The organism is Pseudomonadota bacterium (genome assembly GCA_041395565.1).
Lineage (GTDB): Bacteria > Pseudomonadota > Gammaproteobacteria > UBA9214 > UBA9214 > UBA9214.
Genome location: JAWLAI010000004.1, coordinates 324048 through 345732, shown reverse-complemented (window position 1 = coordinate 345732; position 21685 = coordinate 324048). Strand labels below are relative to the sequence as shown.

21 protein-coding genes are annotated in these 21685 nt (G+C 67.5%); 5 read left to right on the top strand and 16 right to left on the bottom strand.

Features of this window, described 5'->3' with window-relative positions; genetic code table 11:
- Positions 1-3 precede the first annotated feature (3 nt).
- The 16 genes from zwf to R3F42_07490 all read right to left on the bottom strand — a co-directional run bounded on the left by zwf (position 4) and on the right by R3F42_07490 (position 14365).
- A complete protein-coding gene (zwf, locus tag R3F42_07565) occupies positions 4-1548 on the bottom strand; it encodes a glucose-6-phosphate dehydrogenase (protein ID MEZ5541885.1) in 1545 nt (514 codons plus the stop codon).
- On the bottom strand, positions 1545-2561 hold the full coding sequence (gnd, locus tag R3F42_07560) for a decarboxylating 6-phosphogluconate dehydrogenase (protein MEZ5541884.1): 1017 nt from the start codon (positions 2559-2561) through the stop codon (positions 1545-1547). The genes zwf and gnd overlap by 4 nt, the downstream gene beginning before the upstream one ends.
- Before the next feature lie 218 nt (positions 2562-2779).
- The gene (locus R3F42_07555) at positions 2780-3307 is read right to left on the bottom strand and encodes a ferritin family protein (protein ID MEZ5541883.1); all 528 of its coding nucleotides are present in this window, start codon (positions 3305-3307) and stop codon (positions 2780-2782) included.
- On the bottom strand, positions 3300-5135 hold the full coding sequence (locus R3F42_07550) for an FAD-dependent oxidoreductase (protein ID MEZ5541882.1): 1836 nt from the start codon (positions 5133-5135) through the stop codon (positions 3300-3302). The genes R3F42_07555 and R3F42_07550 overlap by 8 nt, the downstream gene beginning before the upstream one ends.
- Complete coding sequence (locus tag R3F42_07545; GenBank protein ID MEZ5541881.1) at positions 5135-6277, bottom strand: NADH-quinone oxidoreductase subunit D; 1143 nt, start codon at positions 6275-6277, stop codon at positions 5135-5137. The genes R3F42_07550 and R3F42_07545 overlap by 1 nt, the downstream gene beginning before the upstream one ends.
- Positions 6274-6813: an NADH-quinone oxidoreductase subunit C gene (locus R3F42_07540; protein ID MEZ5541880.1), complete on the bottom strand. Its 540-nt coding sequence runs from the start codon at positions 6811-6813 to the stop codon at positions 6274-6276. Before R3F42_07540 ends, R3F42_07545 begins: the two co-directional genes overlap by 4 nt.
- 29 nt (positions 6814-6842) lie before the next feature.
- Positions 6843-7496, bottom strand: coding sequence for an NADH-quinone oxidoreductase subunit NuoB (gene nuoB / locus R3F42_07535; GenBank protein MEZ5541879.1), 654 nt, complete (start codon positions 7494-7496; stop codon positions 6843-6845).
- Between the two features lie 79 nt (positions 7497-7575).
- Positions 7576-8481 (bottom strand): NADH-quinone oxidoreductase subunit H, encoded by a 906-nt coding sequence (locus tag R3F42_07530; protein ID MEZ5541878.1) that lies wholly within the window; start codon positions 8479-8481, stop codon positions 7576-7578.
- Positions 8481-10352, bottom strand: a complete 1872-nt coding sequence (locus R3F42_07525; GenBank protein MEZ5541877.1) for a proton-conducting transporter membrane subunit — start codon at positions 10350-10352, stop codon at positions 8481-8483. The genes R3F42_07530 and R3F42_07525 overlap by 1 nt, the downstream gene beginning before the upstream one ends.
- A complete protein-coding gene (locus R3F42_07520) occupies positions 10349-11806 on the bottom strand; it encodes a proton-conducting transporter membrane subunit (protein MEZ5541876.1) in 1458 nt (485 codons plus the stop codon). The genes R3F42_07525 and R3F42_07520 overlap by 4 nt, the downstream gene beginning before the upstream one ends.
- Positions 11806-12264 (bottom strand): cation:proton antiporter subunit C, encoded by a 459-nt coding sequence (locus R3F42_07515; protein ID MEZ5541875.1) that lies wholly within the window; start codon positions 12262-12264, stop codon positions 11806-11808. The genes R3F42_07520 and R3F42_07515 overlap by 1 nt, the downstream gene beginning before the upstream one ends.
- Complete coding sequence (locus tag R3F42_07510) at positions 12261-12950, bottom strand: MnhB domain-containing protein (GenBank protein MEZ5541874.1); 690 nt, start codon at positions 12948-12950, stop codon at positions 12261-12263. Before R3F42_07510 ends, R3F42_07515 begins: the two co-directional genes overlap by 4 nt.
- Entirely contained in the window at positions 12950-13246 is a 297-nt protein-coding gene (locus R3F42_07505) for a DUF4040 domain-containing protein (protein MEZ5541873.1), read from the bottom strand. The genes R3F42_07510 and R3F42_07505 overlap by 1 nt, the downstream gene beginning before the upstream one ends.
- Complete coding sequence (mnhG, locus tag R3F42_07500; protein ID MEZ5541872.1) at positions 13243-13575, bottom strand: monovalent cation/H(+) antiporter subunit G; 333 nt, start codon at positions 13573-13575, stop codon at positions 13243-13245. The genes R3F42_07505 and mnhG overlap by 4 nt, the downstream gene beginning before the upstream one ends.
- Positions 13572-13838: a monovalent cation/H+ antiporter complex subunit F gene (locus R3F42_07495; protein ID MEZ5541871.1), complete on the bottom strand. Its 267-nt coding sequence runs from the start codon at positions 13836-13838 to the stop codon at positions 13572-13574. Before R3F42_07495 ends, mnhG begins: the two co-directional genes overlap by 4 nt.
- Positions 13835-14365 carry a Na+/H+ antiporter subunit E gene (locus R3F42_07490; GenBank protein ID MEZ5541870.1) on the bottom strand — a complete coding sequence of 177 codons (531 nt, stop codon included), beginning with the start codon at positions 14363-14365 and terminating at the stop codon, positions 13835-13837. Before R3F42_07490 ends, R3F42_07495 begins: the two co-directional genes overlap by 4 nt.
- A 391-nt stretch (positions 14366-14756) precedes the next feature.
- Here R3F42_07490 and ppsA point away from each other — a divergent pair, with 391 nt between their 5' ends.
- From ppsA to R3F42_07465, 5 genes are read left to right on the top strand one after another with little or no spacing between them, the layout of a single operon-like run.
- Positions 14757-17180 carry a phosphoenolpyruvate synthase gene (gene ppsA / locus R3F42_07485; protein ID MEZ5541869.1) on the top strand — a complete coding sequence of 808 codons (2424 nt, stop codon included), beginning with the start codon at positions 14757-14759 and terminating at the stop codon, positions 17178-17180.
- A 3-nt stretch (positions 17181-17183) separates the two neighbouring features.
- Positions 17184-17807, top strand: coding sequence for a 2-oxoacid:acceptor oxidoreductase family protein (locus R3F42_07480; protein ID MEZ5541868.1), 624 nt, complete (start codon positions 17184-17186; stop codon positions 17805-17807).
- The gene (gene porA / locus R3F42_07475; GenBank protein ID MEZ5541867.1) at positions 17791-18960 is read left to right on the top strand and encodes a pyruvate ferredoxin oxidoreductase; all 1170 of its coding nucleotides are present in this window, start codon (positions 17791-17793) and stop codon (positions 18958-18960) included. The genes R3F42_07480 and porA overlap by 17 nt, the downstream gene beginning before the upstream one ends.
- A 17-nt stretch (positions 18961-18977) precedes the next feature.
- Entirely contained in the window at positions 18978-19973 is a 996-nt protein-coding gene (locus R3F42_07470; protein MEZ5541866.1) for a thiamine pyrophosphate-dependent enzyme, read from the top strand.
- Positions 19964-21658 (top strand): FAD-dependent oxidoreductase, encoded by a 1695-nt coding sequence (locus R3F42_07465; GenBank protein ID MEZ5541865.1) that lies wholly within the window; start codon positions 19964-19966, stop codon positions 21656-21658. The genes R3F42_07470 and R3F42_07465 overlap by 10 nt, the downstream gene beginning before the upstream one ends.
- Positions 21659-21685 lie beyond the last annotated feature (27 nt).

Genomic DNA, 21685 nt, shown 5'->3' with positions numbered 1-21685 from the left:
GACTCAGGCCTGGCATCGCTTGCACGGCCGCCAGGCGCGGCCGTCGCGCCGGAGCAGGTCATCAGCCGCCGGCGGCCCCCAGCTGCCCGCCGCGTAGTTGGGAAAGTCGCGTGGCGGCAGTGCCTGCCACACGTCGAGCACCGGCTCGACCAGCGCCCAACCCGCCTCGATATGGTCGGCTCGCTTGAACAGGGTGGAATCGCCGGTCATCACGTCGTGGATGAGCGTCTCGTAACCGTTGGTCGGCTTGTTCGCGAAATGCTCCTCGTAGCGGAAGTTCATATCCACAGTGCCGAGGTGGGTGCTGTGTCCCGGAATCTTGGCGTTGAAGCTCATGCCGATGCCCTCGTTGGGCTGGATGCGCAGCACCAGCGCGTTGGCCGGGACGTTCTCGCGCGCCAGCAGCGAATCGCGGAACATCACGTTCGGCGCATGGCTGAACTGGATCACCACCTCGGTAAACCGGCCCGGCAGGCACTTGCCGGTGCGCAGATAGAACGGCACACCCGCCCAGCGCCAGGAATCGATCTTGAGTTTGAGCGCGGCATAGGTTTCGGTGGTCGAGCGCGGCGACACATCGTGCTCCTCGCGGTACCCCGGTACGTGGCTGCCGTCAAACAGGCGGCCGGCCGCGTACTGGCCGCGCACGGCATGGGTCAGCACGTCGTCGGGCTCGAACGGCTGGATCGCGCGCAGCACCTTGACCTGCTCGTCGCGGATGGCATCGGCCTCGAAGGAATTGGACGGTTCCATCGCCACGACGGAGAGCAGTGCCAGCAGGTGGTTCGGTATCATGTCGCGCAGCGCGCCGGCGGTATCGTAGTAACCGCCGCGCTGCTCCACGCCGATGGATTCCGACACCGTGATCTGCACGTGATCGATGTAGTGCCGGTTCCAGATCGGTTCGACGGTCGCGTTCGCGAAGCGGTAGACCAGGAGATTCTGCACCGACTCCTTGCCGAGGTAGTGATCGATGCGGTAGATCTGGTGCTCCCCCATCACCGCGTGCAGGGCGTGGTTCAGCGCGCGCGCCGAGGACAGGTCGTGCCCGAAGGGTTTTTCTATCACCACGCGCCGCCAGTGCCCGTCGCGCTCGGTCAGCAGACCGGCCGCCCCCAGCGCGGCGGCGATGACGTCGAAGAAGCGCGGCGGTGTCGCCAGGTAGAACAGGTAGTTCGGCGGGATGTGGTGGGCGGCACAGAGTTCGTCGAGCCGCGCCGCAAGCCGCGCGTAGAGGTCGGGATCGGCGAAATCACCCGCCACGAAGTGCAGGCAGTCGAGCAGTTGCTGCCACAGCGACTCGTCGACGCTGTCATCGGCGAACTCCCGGCCGTCCACGTCGATGTGCGCGCGGTAGCCCGCGTCGTCGAGGTCCTTGCGGTCCACGCCGAGCATGGCGAACGGTTCTGGCAGGTAGTCGTCGCGGCAGAGGTGATAGATCGCCGGCAGCAGTTTGCGTCGGGTCAGGTCGCCGCCGGCACCGAAGATCACCATGACGCTCGACGCCGCCTGATCCGCTCCGCCTGCCATGCCCCGCCCGACGCTCATGCCTTGGGTTTCTCGTGGTGTCCGCCGAAGGCGAAGCGCATCGCTGACAGGACCTGGTCCGCGAAATCCGATTCGCCGCGCGAGGTGAAACGGTCGTACAGCGCCGTGGTCAGCACGCGCGCCGGTGCCCCGCACTCGATCGCGGCGATGCTGGTCCAGCGTCCCTCGCCGGAATCGGACACGTGCCCGCTGAATTCCGCCAGGTCCGGGCTGCGCTGCAGCGCCTCGGCGGTGAGATCCAGCAGCCAGGAACTGACCACGCTGCCGCGCCGCCACAGCTCGGTGACCGCGGCGAGATCGATGTCGTAACGGAACGCGTCCGGATCGCGCAGCGGCGTGGTCTCGGCATCCTCGTCATGCACGCGGTTGCCGACATTGGCGTGCGCCAGGATGTTCAGCCCCTCGGCATAGGCCGCCATGAGGCCGTATTCGATACCGTTGTGCACCATCTTCACGAAATGCCCGGCGCCGGCCGGGCCGCAGTGCAGATAGCCCTGCTCGGCGCGCGCCGGCGGGCCGCTGCGCCCGGGCGTGCGCGGAATGTCGCCGGGCCCCGGCGCGAGCGCGACGAATACCGGTTCCAGGTGCGCCACGACCGCCTGCTCGCCACCGATCATCAGGCAGTAGCCGCGCTCCAGCCCCCAGACCCCGCCGCTGGTGCCGATGTCGAGATAGTGGATGCCGCGTTCCCCGAGCCGCGCGGCACGCGTGATGTCGTCGCGATAGTAGGAGTTGCCGCCGTCGATCAGGATGTCGCCAGCCTCGAGCTGCGGTGCCAGCTCGTCGATCACCCGGTCCACCACGGCAGCGGGCACCATCAGCCAGATGGCGCGCGGTGTTTCGAGGCTGGCGAGGAAACCATCGAGGTTGGTGGTGCCGAAGGCGCCGTGCGTCTCCATGGCCTGCACCGCCTCGGCGTTGCGATCGTAGACCACGCATTCATGCCCGGCACGCAACAGACGCTGCACCATGTTCGCGCCCATGCGGCCCAGGCCGATCATTCCCAGTTGCATTGCGTTACCCCCCTGATACTGGCCGGATCATACCCATGACACGGCGCCGGTCTCAATAGACGCAGGTACAGTCTGCGGCGGCCACCGGACAGGCGCGGAAATGAGTGCGGGCACGTGCAGGACGGCAGGACCCGTGCCGTAACAGCCGCGGCGTGGCGCCCTGGCGGTAGCCGCGGCGCCGCATGGCGGCGCACGGGTAACGGTATCGCAGCGGTGTGCTACACGCCCCCGCTGTGCACGACCCTGTAATAGAGCTGTTCCAGCTCGCGCTTGTGCTTGGTCTCCTCGTTGGCGAGGAACTCGAACAGGTCGTGGATCGGACCGGGTTCGGTGTTCGCCGCCAGGTCGCGGTATTGCTCCATCGCGGCGTGCTCGCGGCCGAGCGCATACTGCAGCACCGCCTGGTCGTCCGGGTTATCACCCAGCTCGGGCGCCTGTACATAGTCGGAGAAGCGCCGGTCGTTGACCGGTACGGCAACCTGCGCGCGAACCTGTTGCTGCAGATCCGGCGCGCCGGCCAGCTGCATGAACAGGTCGTAATGGCGCTGCTCCTCCTCCGCCAGCTCTTCCACCAGATAACGCAGCTGCTTGCTGACACGCGGCACCAGTGCGCTGTAGAAATCCCGCGCCGTCTTCTCGAACGCCGTGGCCACGCGCAGGATGTCCTCCAGCGATTTTTTCGAGGCCAGCAGGTCCTTGCCGTGCAGGGCGCCCTCGCTGCCGCGTGCGTCGGTGTCGTTAGCCATGGCTGCGTCTCTCCTGTCCCAGGGCACTCTCGATGCTGGCGGCCACGCGATGCCCGTCGGCCACGGCATGGATCACGTCGGGCCCGCTGACCACGTCGCCGGCGGCCCACAACCAGCCGACCGAACAGCGCCCGCCGGCATCCGTCTTCAGCCGTCCCCGGTTCCATTCCAGCGCCTCGGTGAGTTCCTCGCCGAGCAGCGCGGTGTCCGCCTGCTGGCCGATGGCCTCGATCACCATGTCCGCCGTGTGCAGCTGCATGTCGCCGTCGTCGTACTGCGGCGCGAAGCGGCCCTGTTCGTCGAACAGTGCGACCACGCGCACGGTTTCCAGTCCGGTCAGCACGCCGTGCGCATCTACCACGCAGCGGCGCGGGCCGCGCCCGGGCAGGATGGTTATACCCTCTTCGTCCGTCTCGCGGATCTCCACCGGGTCGGCCAGCAGGTGGTCGCCGTCCTCCAGCGCCGTGACCGTGACGCTGGCCTGGCCGTACTGGGCGAGCTGCAGGCGCGCCACACTGCGCGCGATGTCCATCGCGGTGTTGCCGCCGCCGATGACCACGGCCGATTTCGGCACCGGCAGGGATTCGTCCATGGTGATCTCGCGCAGCAGCGCGACGGCACTGCGCACCGCCGCGTGGTCGGATCCGGGTACGCGCGTGGAGCGGCCGTTCTGCAAACCGATGGCGAGCAGCACGGCGTCGTAGCTGGACTGCAGCTGGTTCATGGATATGTCGGCGCCGACCCGGGTGTTGAAATGGATCTCGACGCCCATGGAACGGATCACGTCGACATCGTCGTCGATGCGCGCGTACGGCAGCCGGTAGGCCGGGATGCCGTAGCGCATCATGCCGCCGGCCGCCGGCATGGCCTCGTACACGGTGACGCTGTGGCCGTGCCGCGCCAGGTCGAAGGCCGCGGTCAGGCCGGCCGGGCCGGCGCCGATCACCGCGACCTTGCCGCCGCTGAGGTAGTCGGCGCGGCCCTCGCGCACGATCTCGCGGATGCGCTCGTGGCCGACGTTGTCCATGGCATAGCGCTTCAGCCAGCGGATCGCGACCGGCTCCCCGCGTACGCCGATGGAACAGGCCGCCTCGCACCGCCGCGTGCATACCCGGCCGCACACGTGCGCGAACGGGTTGGTGCGATAGATCTGGCGCACCGCCTCCTCGAGATCCTGCTCCCAGATGGCGCGGATGTATTCCGGCGCGTTCATGTGCGCGGGGCAGGAATCGTGGCACATGCCGCACTGCACGCAGCGCGATGCCTCGACGATGGCCTGCTGGCCGTCGTAGCCCTGCACGAACTCGCCGAACGACTGCAGGCGCTGGCCGGCCTCCTGCTCGGGCATGGCCTGGCGTTGCAGGTCGATGAGATCCTCGTCCGCCGTCTTGTGCCAGCCCTGGCCGTAGAACTTCCGGTGCATGCCGACCGGGTCGGGCAGGATGAAATAGCTGTCGAGCTCGTGTTCCTCGCAGGTGTGCACGTACTCGCGCGACAGCGACAGCGACGCGGTCGGGCACACGTCCACGCACAGCCCGCACCAGCAGCAGCGGCCGTAGTCGATGGCCGGACGCCGCGCGCGCACCCCTTTCACCGGATCCTCGGGCAGATCCGGGATATGGATCATGGTGATCGCTTCGTTGTCGCAGATCTTCTGGCAGGTGCTGCAGCCGATGCATTTCTCCCAGTCGTTGAGGTGGAAGCCGCGGTAGGTGGCCGAGGCCGGGCGTGGCTCGAGCGGCAGCGTCACCGGCTTGCGCGTCAGGAACGACAGGTTGCGCAGCGGGTTGAGAATGCTGCCGCGGCTCTTGTGGGTGATGTCGGCCATCAGCGGTCGACCTCCGGCGGACAGGCGTCGAGGGTGAAGATGATCTGCGCGATGTCCTCGATGCGCGAGCCGACGCAGAGATTCTCCAGCACCTGCACGCCGTGCATCTGCGACGGCCCGCGGATGTGCACGCGCCAGGGCTTGTCGCCGCCGTTGGACACCGTGTAATAGGCCAGCTCGCCCTTGGAGGACTCCACGCGCGCATAGCTCTCGCCGGCCGGGACGTTCCACGCCAGCGGGTTGGGCAGCGGACAGCGCACCGGCCCCTTGATCGAGGGCAGGCGCTCGGCCACCTGGCGCAGGATGCGGATACTCTGGATCAGCTCGTTGCGCCGCACCAGGATGCGCGCGAGCGCGTCGCCGGCCTCCTCCGTCGGGATATCGAACTCGAGCTGGTCATAGACCAGGTAGGGATCGTCGCGGCGCACGTCGAAGGCGAGCCCGGTGGAGCGCAGGTTGGGTCCGGTCACGCCCCATTCCAGCGCCTGCTGCTGGTTCATGGCGCCGGTGCCGCGCGCGCGGTGTACCACCACGTAGTTGGAGAAGAACAGGTTGTCGTAATCCGGCAGGCGCGAATCGAGGTAGTCTAGCAGCGACACCAGGCGCCCGATGAAGCCCTCGGGCAGATCGCGCCGCACGCCGCCGGGCACGTTGTACATGCTGTACACGCGCCCACCGGTGAACTCCTCGAACAGGTCCAGGACGAAATCGCGGTCGGTCACGCCCCAGAACATGTTGCTGTACATGCCCATGGTGGCGGCGGCACCGCCGAAATAGAACAGGTGCGCGGTGATGCGCGACAGCTCCAGCTGCATGACGCGCAGCCACTGCGCGCGTTCCGGCACCTCCAGCCCGCCGAGCATTTCCACACCGAGCGCGTAGCAGATCTCCATGTGCGCCGGGTCCGGCACGCAGATGCGCGGCACCAGCGCGATGTTCTGCATCCACAGCCGCCCTTCCATCAGTTTTTCGAAGCCGCGGTGCAGGTAACCGGCATCGGCCTTGGCCGCGACCACGATGTCGCCCTCGAGCTTGAGCTTGAGCGCGTAATTACCCTCGATGCCGGGATGGTTCGGCCCGATGTTCAGTTCGTATTCGTGGCTGGGCGGATGGTTTACCGCCTGGTAGTTCTCGGGCCTCATTCGACGATCCCCCCGCCTTTCGCACGTATCTCCTGCAGCCAGCCGGGGTTGTATTCCTGCCACTTGAACGTGTCATGCACGTACTGGCGGGTGTCGAACTCCTTGCGCATCGGCGGCGGCCCGTCCCACTCGGTGAGGATGAACTTCTCCATGAACGGGCTGCCCTCGAAGTAGACGCCGAACATCTCGTAGATGTCACGCTCGAAGAACGCCGCGGGCTTGTAGATGTCGTAGACGGACAAATAGGCGCCCGGCTCGCGCGGGATGCGGATGTGCGCCGATACCAGCGAGTTGGTCTCGTAGGACCAGACGTGGTAGACCAGCTCGAACTCGTCGTCGTCAACCCAGTCGACGCAGCTCAGCGCGGACAGGTGCACGTAACCGGCGCGCCCCTGTAGCAGTTCCAGCAGCGCCGGCAGCGCATCGGCATCGACGTCGACGCGTACCCGCGAACTGCTCTTGCGGCGTACCTGCACGCCTTGGAAGTCCGCCAGTACCTTGTCCAGCCAGCCGACCAGTTCCTTGCCGTTATCCATACATCGTGTTCCGTTCTTTGCCGCCGTGGTTACTTGCGTTCGACCTTCTCGCGCCCGAACACCGGCGTGGCCGGCATCTCCAGCGGCGTCTGGTACTGCTCCAGCAGCGCCGTGTGCTGACCGGTCGTGCCCGGGCCGAACAGGTCGTAGCGGCGCGCCTGGGCGATGACATCGCTCGGCGTCTGCCAGCGTTCCCCGAACAGCGCCTGCTGGTTGCCGAGGTAGTAGTCGTAGTTGCGGTAGTAGTCCTTCCAGGACTCCGCACGTCCGGCGTCGATCTTGTCCATCAGCTGCTGCAGGCCGACGATCACCGCCTCCGGGCGCGGCATGCAGCCGGCGATGTACATGTCGACCGGCAGGTATTCGTTGAGCTTCTTCACCGTGGCGTAGCTCTGCCAGTACATGCCGCCGTTGACGGTGCAGGAGCAGATCCCGATCACGTAGCGCGGCGCGCTCATCTGCTCGTAGGTCAGCATGATGCGCTTCAGGGTCTTGGTGGCGACGTAACCGGTGACGAGCAGTATGTCGGCCTGGCGCGGGGTGGCCATGGGCTGGATGCCGAGCCGTTCCATGTCGTAGCGCGAGGTCATCGCCGGCGGCAGCTCGATGGCGCCGCAGCCGGTGCAGTAGTGCAGCAGGAACATCGACCGCGCCCGGCAGAAATCCTGCAGCCGGTCGAACACCCCGCGGTAGGGATTGCTCTCGCTGCCGGCGGGACGACCCGCCTCGACCGGTATCTGCAGTTGTTTGTCGTTCATAAACTCACCTCTGCATGAAGATCAGCGCCAGTCCCAGCAGCGCGATGCCGGTCGGCCATTTCCACACCCAGAGCAGGCCTTCTCCCGCCTTGTAGCGCGGGAACAGGATGGTGATGGCGAACGGCAGGAACAGCACGGCAAACACCTTCGGGAGAAAGTCGAACCAGGTGATCCCGCCGCCGAGGAACAGCGTCGTGTATAACACACCCGCAGTATAGACCTGAAAGGTCTGCACGACGAACAGCCCGCCCATGAACTTGCCGCCCATCTCGACCATCGGTCCGGTGGCGATCTCGGCCGGTGCGATGTAGGTTTCGAACGGCTCCTTGGCGAGCATGACATGGGTGGTGATAATGCCGGCCAGGGCCATCACCGGCATGCTGGCAATGCCCCAGGTGCCGACCCCGCCCGCCTGCTGGATGGCGATGATCTCCGGCAGGCTGGTGGTGCCGTACATCGCCGCGCAGGCGACCACCACCAGCACGAAGGGGATGTCGTAGCCGAGCATGGAGATGAGCGCGCGCGAGATGCCGATCGAGCCGTTCGGGTTGGCGCACTGGCCCACGCCCAGCGCCATACCCAGCGACGGCACCATCATGAGGTAGACCAGCGCGATCAGATCCCCCTTCTCCGCCAGGCCGACCATGCCCGGCACCGGCAGGAACATCTCCACCGTGATATAGCCGCCCACGACCATGATGATGCCGAGGTCGTGGATGAAGCCGTGCGAGATCTGGATGTCCTTGGAGTAGAGCTTGATGATGTCGTAGAGCGGCTGGAAGAACGGCGGTCCGATGCGGCGCTCGAGCCGGGCGCGGGTACGGCGCGCCATCAGCACGATGAGCAGGCCGACGATAAACGCGACCAGCGGCATGACCACGACATCGAACAGTATGGTCTGCCAGTGCATCACACCACCCCCCAGGCCAGGCTGACCAGTACCACCACCGCCAGCAGGTACAGCGCGGGATGCACCGAACGGTAGATACCCTGTGCCCCGGCGGAAACGAAGTTGAGCAGCGACAGCACGGCGGACTCCAGCCACTGGAAGCTGTCACGGTACAGCGGGCCGATCAGGCGGTAAAGCGCGGGATAGAAGTTGTAGCTGTACTGGTAGCGGGTGTCCGCGGTCAGGAAGTGACCGCCGGCGTAGTTGTCCAGCTGGTGCACCCGCTGCGCCCGCCCGGCCGAGTAGAAGATCACCGCGCCGACACCGAAACCGGCCAGCATGAAGGTGACCAGCCAGAGCATGTCGAGATCCGCGCCGGCGGTGTGGATCGCTCCTAGGCTGTATGCCGGCGCCTGCAGACCCAGGTACCCCATGACCGGGGCGACCCAGTCGAGCACGATCCCGGGCATGTAACCGGTGGCGAACATCAGCCCGCCCAGCACCAGCATGGGCAGGGTCATGCTCCACGGCGCCTCCCGCACGGTTTCGTGCTCCAGGCGCAGCTGGCCGAGGAAGATGTTGTGAATCAGCTTGTAGCAGTACAGCACGCTGCCGAGCGTGCCGAGCACGGCGATCATGAACGAGAACACCATGCGCGCATCGAGCAGGCCGCGGTAGATCATCCACTTCGACACGAAGCCGTTGATCGGGGGCAGACCCGCCAGTCCGATGATGCCCATCAGCAGCACCAGGAAGGACAGCGGCATGCGCGTGACCAGGCCGCCCAGCTTGTTCAGGTCGGCGGTGCCGGTGCGGTGCATGACGGCGAACACCGTCAGGAACAGCCCGGCCTCGTAGGTGGCGTAGCTGAACAGGTGACTGAGCCCGCCGGCTACCGCCAGCGGCGCACCGCTGAACAGCCCCAGCATCATGTAGCCGCCCTGGCTGATCCCGCTCCAGGCCAGCAGCAGCCGCGCATCGTCCTGGCGCAGCGCCACGTAGGCGCCGACGAGGATGGTGGCCGCAGAGATGAACAACATCACGTCCTGCGGCGTGATCCAGGCAGACGGACCGCCCACCCCGGCCAGGCGCTCGAAGCCGATCAGCCTGACCAGCACCAGCGCCATCGCGAACAGCCCCATGCGCGAGGAGATCGAACCGAGGAAGGCGGCGCCCGCGCCGGGCGCCTCACTGTAGGCCTGCGGCTGCCAGAGATGGAAGGGCACCGCGGCCATCTTCACCCCGAAACCGGCGAACAGCAGCAACAGCAACGTCCACTGCGCGAGCGTGCCCATATCGGCCAGGCGCGCGCCCAGGCCGTCCAGTGCGAGCGTGCCACCGTGCACGTACAGCAGCGCGATCGCCCCGAGCAGCGCCATGGCGCCGGCCATGGCATACGGCAGATAGCGCATGGCCGCGCGCACCGCGGCCGGCCCGTTCTGGATCATCAGCAACAGGCTGGCCCAGCTCATCAGTTCCCAGCCGATGAACAGGCCGAGCAGGTCGGCGCTCGTGACCAGCAGCAGCATGCTGGCGACATTCAGTGCGAGAGTCGTCTGCAGCAGGCGCAGCGAACGCTGCTCGCCATAGCGCGCGCCCCATTCGCCCGCGGCGTACCAGCTGCACAGCAGCCCGGCACCCACGGTCAGCAGCGCGAAGAACCAGGACAGCGGCGTCATTTCCCAGTGCAGCACGAAACCCGGCACCTTCACTGCCAGCGTGGATGCCAGCGTGACGCCGTCGTAGCCGACCGCCGCCATGACGAACAGCAGCGCCAGCATGCCGGCGTAGAGCAGCGTCGCAAGCCAGCCGCTCCAGCGCTGCCCACCGGTGAGCAGAGTCACCAGCACAGTGCCGGCGGCGAGCAGCAGCAACTGGTCGAAGGCATTCACAGCGGTACCCCCGCGGGATAGACCGTTTCGATATAAGCGTCCCTGTCGGCGGCGCGGTCGGCGATGCCCTGCAGGGTGTCGCCCAGCGGCGCCAGCCAGAACACGGCGGCGACCAGCGCCAGGCCCAGACCGGCACTGACGGTCAGCGTCGCGCCGGCATGTCCGGCACCGGCCGTGGCCTCCGGCACGTGCCGGTACAACTGCACGACCACGCGGAACAGGTAACTGGCTTCCACCACCGCGGCCAGCAGGATGACACACACGGCCAGGAGGTAAGCGGGCCCGGGCTGGGCGAGTGCCGTCGTCACCACCAGGAACTTGGCCCAGAACCCCGGCAGTGGCGGGATGCCGATGAGTGACAGCGCCAGCAGCACGAACAGCGCGCAGGCCAGCGGCGCTGCCTGGTAGGAACCGGCCAGCCGGTGCAGCGCCCCGCCCTGGCGCTCGGCCAGCAGAAACAGCGCCGGCTTGACCACCATGTGGTGCAGGGCCACGGCCAGGCCGGCGTACAGACCGGCCGCCCCCGGGATGGAGAAGGCGATGAACATCACGCCCAGTTGCCCGATCGAGGAATAGGCCAGCATGCGGGCGAGGTCACGCGCGTACCAGGCGGCGAGTTCGCCGGTAACCACACCGAGCACGCCCAGCAGCAACATGATCTGCTGCGCCTCGGGCTGGCGGAACACCAGCACCAGGAGACGCACCAGGATCAGCAATGCCAGTTTGGAAACGATCCCGGCCAGCAGGCCGGCGACGCGCCGGGAGGCCGCCGCGTAGACCTCGGGCACCCAGGTGTTGACCGGGAACAGCTCCGCCTTGACGCCGGCACCGATCAGGATGAACACGAACGCGGCCAGGCCGAGCGGCCCGTCCAGCGCGCCGGGCGCGAGCTGCGCCAGCTGCGCGAGGTTGAGCGTACCCGTGGACATGTAGACCAGTGCGATGCCGATCAGCATCAGCGCTGCGCCGAAGCTGCTGATCACGACGTAGCGGATCGCCGCCGCGTAGGCGGGACCGCTGCGGCGTGCCGCGGCCAGGCCGTATGACGCCACCGCGGTCAGTTCGTAGAAGACGTAGATGTTGAACAGGTCGCCGGACAGCGCCAGCCCGGTCGCGGCCGCGGCCAGCACCAGCGTCAGGGTGCGTTCGCGCTGGCCGTCCGCATCCGCGCCGCCGCTCGGCCACAGCAGCAGCACGCCGAGCGACACCGCGATGGCGAACAGCAGCGCCAACCGGTCGACATAGAAGACGACACCGAACGGCGGCGCGAACCCGCCGAGGGCGAAGACCTGGGTCTGTGCGCTCACCGCCTCCCAGGCCTGCAGACCGATCACGCAGTTCACCGCCAGCACCAGCGGCCCGAACAGGCGTCCGGCCGCGCCCGAGGCGCGCGCCACGAGCGGCAGCAGGAAGGCGGCCAGCAGCGGCAGGACGAACATCAGTACCGGCGACATCAGGCATCACCTCCGTGCGGCTGCGCGGTGCCCACGCCCGGCGTCTCCGGCAGGTCGTCGCTGGTGGGCCGGGTGATGCCGGCCTCTGCGGCCAGGTCGCGTTCCAGGCGGCTGCGCAGAACGCGGATGTCGAGCGTCCCGTAGACGTGTCGCAGGCGCAGTACCAGCGTCATCATGAAGGCCTGCACCGCGACGCCGATGACGATCGCGGTCAGCACCAGCGCCTGCGGCACCGGATCGACCATGGCGGCCGGAACCACGCCGTCGATGATGATCGGCGCCGCCGCGCCGGCGCGGTAACCGGACAGCATGAGCAACAGGTTGGCGCCGGTCTCGAGCAGCACGATGGACAGCACGATGCGTACCAGGTGCGCCGAGGTGACGATACCGAGGATGCCGATCAGGACCAGCCCGAAGGCCCCCGTGAACAGAATGCTACCGAGATCCGGAGCCGTCATGGGTCGACCGCCTCGTACTCGGCGATATGCGCCATCAGCCCGGCCAGCTCGGCACCGACCTTGAGGCCGACCGCGGTATACAGCAACGGCAGCGTACCCGCGGACAGCAGGCTGCCCATCTCGCCCAACCCGAGCAGGGGCCGGAGAAAGTCGCCGCCGTAGACCAGGCCGAGCAGGCCGATGACGATGAAGCTCGCACCGGCCAGTCCCTCGACCACGGCGAAGCCCGCGTGCTTGAACTGCGTGCCCGGCCGCGCCAGCAGCGGCACGAAGAAGGCCGCCGCCAGGATCACCCCGCCCTGGAAGCCGCCGCCCGGTGTCAGGTGGCCGTGCAGGATGATGAACAGGCCCACGACCAGCAGCAGCGGAAACAGCAGGTCCGATGCGGTGCGCAGGATGAATCCCGCCTCCGGGTCGTGCGCGGCGCCCGCACGCGGACGCCCCAGCATCAGGCCGCCGGCGGTCGCGGCGGTGAACAGGATCGCCAGTTCGCCGAGGGTGTCGATACCGCGGTAGCCGAGCACCACGGAGGTGACGATGTTGGCGGCGCCCACCGCGGCCGGCGCCGCCTGGTTGATGCCCTGCCCGACCACCATGGGCGCGGTGCCGAAACCGAGCTGGCCGGCGATCACGAACAGCAGGAATGCCAGGCCGGCCACGAACAGCAGCGACACGGTATTGCGCATCACTCACCCTCCTGCACGTCTTCGGGATTGGCCGTATACGGCCGCACATGCCACAGGCCGAGCCGGCGCAGGCACAGTGCCATGATGACGCCGCTCAGGCCGGCGCCGACGGCTGCCTCGGTCAGCGCCACGTCCGGTGCGCGCAGCAGCACGAAGATGACCGCCGCACCGAGCGAGACCACGGAGGTCGCCGCCACGGCCGCCAGCAGATTGCGCAACACCAGTACCGCCACAGCGCCGGCCAGCATCAGCAGCGTGGCCAGCAACGCCACCCAGTTGAGCCAGTCGGCCGTCATTCCCGCTCTCCCTCGCCGGCCGGCAGCCGTTGTGGCGTGCTTACCGGCACATGCCAGGGACGGATCCCGGCGATCAGCGCCGCGCGGGCGATGGAGGCCGATCCGACCGGGTTGGTGAAGAGTACCAGCACGCCGATCATCAGCAGGTTGGACCACCACTGCGGGTGATACAGGCCGATACCGACCAGGATGGCCATGGCACCCAGGGTGACCGACTTGGTGCCGGCCTGCAGGCGGTTGTAGACATCGGGCATGCGGATCAGACCCAGGGCGCCGAGAAACGAGAACGCCGCACCGAGCAGCAGAAACAGGTCGGCGGCCAGGCTCATGAACGGTTGCCCTCGATGGCGCGTGCCAGCGCCACGGTGCCGACAAAGGACAGGGCACCGAACACCAGGGCGATGGAGAGATAGATGCCGCTGTCCAGCAGATGCGCCAGCCACACCAGACTGGCGGTGATCAGGATCGACAGCGTGTCGGCTGCGACGATGCGGTCCGGAGTGGTCGGTCCCAGCACGAAGCGGATGGTACCCAGCACCAGCCCGCCCCCGAGCAGGCACAGCGCGATAATCTGCAGCACGGTCAGGGTCATATGAGAAATCCGGTCAGGTGACGTTCGAAGCCGCTGACGATGGCCGCCGTCTTGCCGTGCAGATCCAGGCCCGGCGGACAATCGACCCAGTGCACGCGCACCAGGTTGCCTTCGACATCGATCGACAGCGTACCCGGCGTCAGTGTTATGGCATTCGTGAGCAGCAGTCGGCCCAGCGGGGACTGCAGCCGCGTCTCGACCTGCACCACGGCCGGACGAATCGGCAGCGCCGGCGAGAGTACACGCCGCGCCATGTCGATGTTCGCGTGCACCAGGGCGCGCAGGAACACGAGCAAAAAGGCAAACAGGTGGATTACGGCGTCCGGGGTGAACCGCACCCCGGCATAGACGGCGAGGTGACGGCCCGACAGCAGGGTGACCAGCAGGGACACCACGGCGCCGGCAATCACCTCTTCGAGTCTGAGGGTACCGGCCAGCAGCAGCCAGGCCAGCCAGCCGAGCAGAAAGACCAGCAGCGTATGTGCCCGCGTGCCGGTGGCGACTGCGTCCGCGCCGCCGCCGCTCATGGACGCTGACCGGACACGTGTTGACCGCTTACGATCATGCTGTGTACGCAGTGCCGCACCAGTGCAACGCAACGCGTCGCTGCTGGCCGTTACTGGCAACCTCCCCCATTGTTACATTTATATGACAACGCCCGTCTGCGGGACGCTGATGCAAGCTCGGCACCGAATTTAGCGCGAAACGCCACAGCGCATTTTGACGTGGATCATTTTCTGCCGCGTCAGCACCGCAGAACCCAACTAATATAGGCCGCGTCGCCGGAGCGACTACAATCACATTTTGTTTGACAACCGTCAATATGGCAGATTGAATGTTATGGCACATACGTCGGATGTATTGCGGGGGGCGCAGTACACCATCCACACCCTACACAAAGAACGAGGTCCACCTCTGATGCAATCCTTTACCTATATCCGCCGGTTCAATGAACTCGGCATCGCTGACGTGCCGCTGGTCGGCGGCAAGAATGCCTCACTGGGTGAAATGTATCGTGCCCTGTCCGGCGAAGGTGTCAAGGTGCCGAACGGTTTTGCGACGACGGCACAGGCCTACCGCGACTACCTCACCCACAACAACCTGGAAGGACGCATCAGCGAGGTGCTGGCGAAGCTCGATGTGGATGATGTGGATGCACTGGCCGCCGCCGGCGCACAGATCCGCGGCTGGCTGGTGGACGGCGAACTGCCGCCGCTGCTGGCCGAGGAAATCCAGGCCGCCTACCAGGAGATGGGTATCGAGTACGGCGACGAACCCGACGTCGCGGTACGCAGTTCCGCCACCGCCGAGGATCTGCCCGATGCGTCCTTCGCCGGCCAGCAGGAAACCTATCTGAACATCCGCGGCATCGAGCACCTGTTGCGCACCTGCAAGCGCGTACTCGCCTCGCTGTTCACCGACCGCGCGATCCACTACCGCGTCGACAAGGGCTTCGACCACATGAGCATCGCGCTGTCGATCGGCGTGCAGAAGATGGTGCGCTCCGACCTGGCCAGCTCGGGCGTGATGTTCACGCTCGATACCGAGAGCGGATTTCGCGACGTGGTCATGATCACGGCGGCCTACGGTCTGGGCGAGAACGTGGTGCAGGGCGCGGTCAACCCGGACGAGTTCCTGGTTTTCAAACCGACGCTCGCGCTCGGCCATCGTCCCGTCATCCGCCGCCATCTCGGTGAAAAGGCCATCAAGATGATCTACACGCGCGACCCGGTCACCGCCGCGGCCACGCGCAACGTCGCGGTGAAAAAAGAGGAACGCGGTCAGTTCGCCATCAGCGACGACGAGGTGCTCACGCTGGCGCGCTATGCCGTCGCCATCGAGAAGCACTACTCGGCCGCGGCCGGCAAGCCGCGCCCCATGGATATCGAATGGGCGAAGGACGGCGAGAGCGGTGAGCTCTACATCGTGCAGGCGCGTCCGGAAACGGTGCATTCCACGCGCAGCGGCGCCGTACAGGACATCTTCACCCTGAAGGCGCGCGGCCCCGTGCTCTCGACCGGCAAGGCGGTCGGCGCCAAGATCGGCACCGGCAAGGCGCGCATCATCCTCGAGGCCGCGCACATGCACGACCTGCAGCCGGGCGAAGTCCTGGTCACCGACATCACCGACCCGGACTGGGAACCGGTCATGAAGATCGCCAGCGCCATCGTCACCAACCGCGGCGGCCGCGTGTGCCACGCCGCCATCGTGGCGCGCGAGCTCGGCATCCCCGCCGTGGTCGGCGCCGGCGACGCGACCCACGAGATCCACGACGGCACCGAGGTCACCGTGTCCTGCGTCGAGGGCGACACCGGCTTCGTGTACGAGGGCATCCTGCCCTACACCAAGGAACAGGTGAACCTCGCCGGCCTGGCACAGCCGAAGACCAAGGTCATGCTGATCGTCGGCAATCCGGTGCAGGCGCTGGAGTTCTCCGCCCTGCCCAACGGCGGCGTGGGACTCGCGCGCCTGGAGTTCATCATCAACAACAGCATCGGCATCCACCCGCGCGCGCTGCTCGAGTACGACACGCTGCCCGACGAGGTGCGCGCCGAGATCGCACCGCGCATCCGCGGCTACGCCAGTCCGCGCGACTACTACGTCGATCGGCTCGCCGAGGGCGTCGGCACCATCGCCGCGGCGTTCTATCCGAAGCCCGTGACGGTGCGCATGAGCGACTTCAAGTCCAACGAATACGCCGCCCTGCTCGGCGGCCGCGCCTTCGAGCCGATCGAGGAGAACCCCATGATCGGCTTCCGCGGCGCCTCGCGTTACCACTCCGAATCGTTCGCGGACTGCTTCGCGCTGGAATGCGCGGCGATGCTGAAGGTGCGCCAGGAGATGGGCCTGGACAACCTCGAGCTGATGATCCCGTTCGCACGCACGGTCGAAGAGGTGCAGCTGGTGCTCGGCCTGATGGCACGTCATGGCCTGCGCCGCGGCGAGAACGGTTTGAAGATCAAGCTGATGTGCGAGATCCCGGCCAACGCCGTACGTGCACGCCAGTTCCTCGAGCATTGCGACGGCTTCTCCATCGGCTCCAACGACCTCACCCAGCTCACCCTGGGCGTGGACCGCGACTCCGGCATCCTGACCGGTTACGACGAGCGCAACCCGGCCGTGCTGGCGCTGATGGAAATGGCCATCCGTGCCTGCCGCGAGACCGGCAAGTACGTCGGCATCTGCGGCCAGGCGCCGTCCGACTTCCCGGAGATCACCCGCTGGCTGGTCGAGCAGGGTATCGAATCGATCTCGCTCAACCCGGACAGCGTGTTGAAGATGACGCAGGTGGTACTGGATATCGAGGGTGAAAAGCAGCGCGAACCGGCCCTGGCGGACTGAGCCATGCAGCCGGTCGAGCACTGCATTCCGCCGCAGGGTGCAGACGGTCAGCTGATCGAGATCCGCATCCACGGCCGAGGCGGCCAGGGCAACGTGGTCGCTGCCTACCTGCTGGCGACAGCGGCCTTCGAGGAAGGCCGCTATGCACAGGCGTTCCCCGCGTTCGGCGCGGAACGCCGCGGCGCGCCGGTCACGGCCTTCGTGCGCATCGCGGATCGTCCGATCCGGCGCCGCTGCCAGGTACGCGAGCCCGCGTTTCTCATCGTCCAGGACGACACCCTGCTGCATCTGCCCGACATCACCGCAGGGCTGCGCGCCGGCGGTGCGGTCCTGGTTAATTCCAACCGCGCCGGTGCCGAGCTGTCCGCACAGCTCGGCTGCGACACAGTGGCGTTGCCGGCCAGCGCCCTGGCCCTGGAGATCCTCGGCCGGCCGGTACCCAACACCGCGCTGCTGTCGGCCTTCCTGGAACTGACCGGCCTGCTGCCGCGCGCAGCCCTGGTCAAGGCGCTCGGCGAACGTTTCCGCGGCGCCGTGCTGGAGCAGAACCAGGCGCTGGTCGAACGCGCCGCCAGCGCGGTCACCGCCGGTGCCTGGCAGGAGGGTCCGCATGCGGTACGCGCTTGAAGGTTCCCAGGCCCTGGCCCGCACGGTCGCGCTGTGCCGGCCGCAGGTGATCGCCGCCTACCCGATCACGCCGCAGACCCATATCGTCGAAAACCTCTCGAAGCTGGTCGCGGACGGCGTGCTCGACTGCGAGCTGGTCAGCGTGGAGAGCGAGTTTTCCGCGGCCTCCGTGGTGCTGGGCGCGGTGGCCGCCGGCGCGCGCGCCTACACCGCCAGTTCCTCGCAGGGTATCCTGCTGATGAACGAGGTGCTCTACAACATCGCCGGCCTGCGTCTGCCGCTGGTCATGACCTGCGCCAACCGCGCGGTGGCCGCGCCGCTGTCGATCTGGAACGACCAGCAGGACTCCATGTCAGTGCGCGATGCCGGCTGGATCCAGCTCTATTGCACCAGCAATCAGGATGCGGTGGACACCACCATCCAGGCCTACCACATCGCCGAGCAGACCGAGCTGCCGGTGATGGTTTGCGTCGACGGCTTCACACTCACCCACACACTGGAAGTGCTGGACATTCCCGACCAGCAGCAGGTCGACCGCTATCTGCCGCCGTTCAACTTCGAGCGCCGGCTCGATCCCGCGCGCCCGATCAGTATCGGCACGCTGGTGTCACCCGATTTCTTCAGCGAGGCGCGCTACGACCATCACCGCGCGCTGATCGATGCCCAGCAGGCCATCGTGGCTGCGGCCGCCGGCTGGGAGGATATGTGCAATCGCCGCCAGAATCCGCTGCTGTGTATCCACGACATGCCTGAGGCACGCATCGGGATCATGGTGCTGGGCTCCATCGCCGGCACCCTGGCAGCCGCACACGATCATTACCGGAACCTCCCGGCGACACGGCTGGTGGCATTGCGCACCTTCCGGCCCTTCCCCGCTGATGCCATCCGCCAGGCCTGCGCGGGACTGACCGATCTCGTGGTGCTGGAACGCGCGCTGTCACCGGGTGCCGGCGGTATCGTCGGCACCGAGGTGCGCGCCGCGCTGACCGAAATGCACGACGCGCCGCGCGTGCACAATTTCAGCCTCGGCCTGGGCGGCCGCGACGTCCCGCTCGACATCTACCCGCGCATTCACGAAGCCGTGCGCGCGGGCAGCGGCATTCCCTACGACATCCTCGACCTGGTGCCGGAGCGGCTGCCGGCAGCAGGCTGAGGGCACGGATACCTGACATGGCAGATGCAAACGATCCCCTGAATCAGCGCGACCTGCGCCAGGGCCAGCCACGCTTCACCGGCCTGGAGCCGGGACACCGCGCCTGCCAGGGCTGCGGCGAGGCCCTGGCCGCGCGCCTGGTGACCGAGGCCGCCGGGCCCGACGTGATCTACGCCAACGCGACCGGCTGCCTCGAGATCTTCACCACCGCCTGGCCGGAATCGGCCTGGCGCGTACCCTGGCTGCACTCCCTGTTCGAGAATGCGCCGGCCGTGGCTGCCGGCATGGAGGCGGCACTGAAAAGCCGCAAGCGCACCACGCGCGTGATCTCCATGGGCGGCGACGGCAGCACCTTCGACATCGGCTTTCAGGCCCTGTCCGGCATGCTGGAGCGCGGTCACAACGTGCTGCACGTGTGTTACGACAACGAGGCCTACATGAACACCGGCATCCAGCGTTCCAGCTCGACGCCGCATGCCGCGGTCACCACCACCTCGCCCTCGGGCAAGGCGCGCATGGGCAAACGCCACCTCAAGAAGGACATCGTGTCGATCGTGGCCGCGCACCACATCCCCTACGCCGCCACCAGCTCGGTGGCCTACCCGTCGGACATCCGCAAGAAGGTACGGCGCGCACTCGCCATCGACGGCCCGACCTTCCTGCACATCCATTCCCCCTGCCCGCTCGGCTGGGGCCACGACGGGGCGCTCAGCATCGAGGTGGCGCGGCTGGCCGTGCAGACCGGGCTGTTCCCGATCATCGAGCTGGAGCGCGGCCGCCTCGCCGGCGCGATGCCGCTGCGCAGCGTGCGCCCGGTCACCGATTACCTGCGGCTGCAGAACCGCTTCCGGCACCTGTTCGCCGACAACGACCGCGCCCGCGAGGAGCTCGAACACCTGCAGGCGCTGGCCGACCACAACATCGAACTGTACAACCTGCGCGGCACGCGGCCGGACGACCGCGACAGCGAGGGTGCCGACACCGTGCGGCGTGGGGGCATGCGATGGGCCTGAAACTGACCCGCGGCGCGTTCGCGCATCCCGCCACGTCGCTGCGCAATCACACCGGCAGCTGGCGCATGGAGCGTCCGGTGCACCTGCATCGCCCGGCGCCCTGTCATGCCGCCTGCCCGGCCGGCGAGGATGGCCAGGCCTGGCTCGCGCTGGTCGCCGAGGAACGCTACCGCGAAGCCTGGGAAACCGTCGTTGCGGTCAATCCGCTGCCCGCAGTGACCGGCCGGGTGTGTCACCACCCCTGCGAACAGGCCTGCAATCGCGGGCACTTCGACGAAGCCATCGCCATCCACCACGTGGAACGCTGGCTGGGCGACCAGGCCAACGCCGGCGGCTGGGATTATCCCGCGCCCGCTAACATGCACCACGAGCAGTCGGTCGCGGTCATCGGCAGCGGGCCGGCCGGCCTGTCCGCAGCCTGGCAGCTGACCCGGCAGGGTTACCAAGTGGACCTGTTCGAGGCCCTGCCGGTGGCCGGCGGGCTGCTGCGCAGCGCCCTGCCGCCCTACCGCCTGCCGCGCAACGTGCTGGACGGCGAGCTCGAACGCCTGCTCGCCTGCGGCATCGCCTTCCGGCCCGGCCAGCGGCTGGGCCGCGATTTCTCGCTCGAGGAACTGCGCGGTAACTATGCCGCGGTCTTCCTGGGCCCGGGTACCCAGCGCGGCCGCGACTGGGATATCGACGGCGCCACACCCCGCGACCTGCACGTCGGTCTCGACCTGCTCAAGCGCTGGGTGGACGTCGGCTCCATCCCCGGCTGGTCGAGCGCCGCCGTCATCGGCGGCGGCAATACCGCCATCGACCTGGCGCGTGTCCTCAAGCACTCGGGGGTGAAGGAAGTACACGTGGTCACGCACCAGTCGCTGCCGCAGGCCGGGACGGAACAGCCGGCCGACGTCATGCCGGCCATCGCGCGCGAGATCGGACAGGCCATGGAGGAAGGCGTGATCTTCCACGAACACCGCGGCGTCCAGCGCCTGGTGCTGCGCGGCGAACAGGTGGTCGGACTGGAGCTGGTGCACCGCAAGGAACTGCGCGAGCGCGACGGCACCCTGCGCTTCGTTTCGTTCGAGGGTACCGAGTCGTTGCTGCACGTGGAGCAGGTCATCCCGGCGATAGGCCAGGTGGTCGCCAGCGACGGCCTGGGCGCCGTACTCGGACAGCATGATTTTCTCAGTGTCAGCGCGGATGGTCGCAGCGCCGGTCATCCGGGGCTGTACGCGGGCGGCGATGCCCGCGGCGGCAGCGGCTCGGTCAGCGCCGCGATCGGGGACGGCCGGCGCGCGGCGCTCGCGATCGCGCGCGACCTGCAGCAGCGGAACGATCCGGACGACCGCAGCGTCGCGCCCATCGACCCCGCCCTGCTTAACCTGAACTATTTCGAACCCCAGGCACGGATACATGCCCCGGTGTTGCCGGTTGCCGAACGCAGCGGCGAGGCCGAGGTCATTGGCGGGCTGGCGCGCCAGCAGGCCACGGGCGAGGCGCACCGCTGCCTGTCCTGCGGCAATTGCCTGGCCTGCGACAACTGCTGGACCCTGTGTCCGGATGTCGCCGTGCTGAAGACACGCACTCCGGTCGAGGACGGTTCGTACTACGTATTCGATTACGATTTCTGCAAGGGCTGCGGCCTGTGCGCGCACGAATGCCCGACGGCTTACATCGTGATGGAAGCCGAACCCTGAAACGCCCCGCCTCCAACTGATCCGACC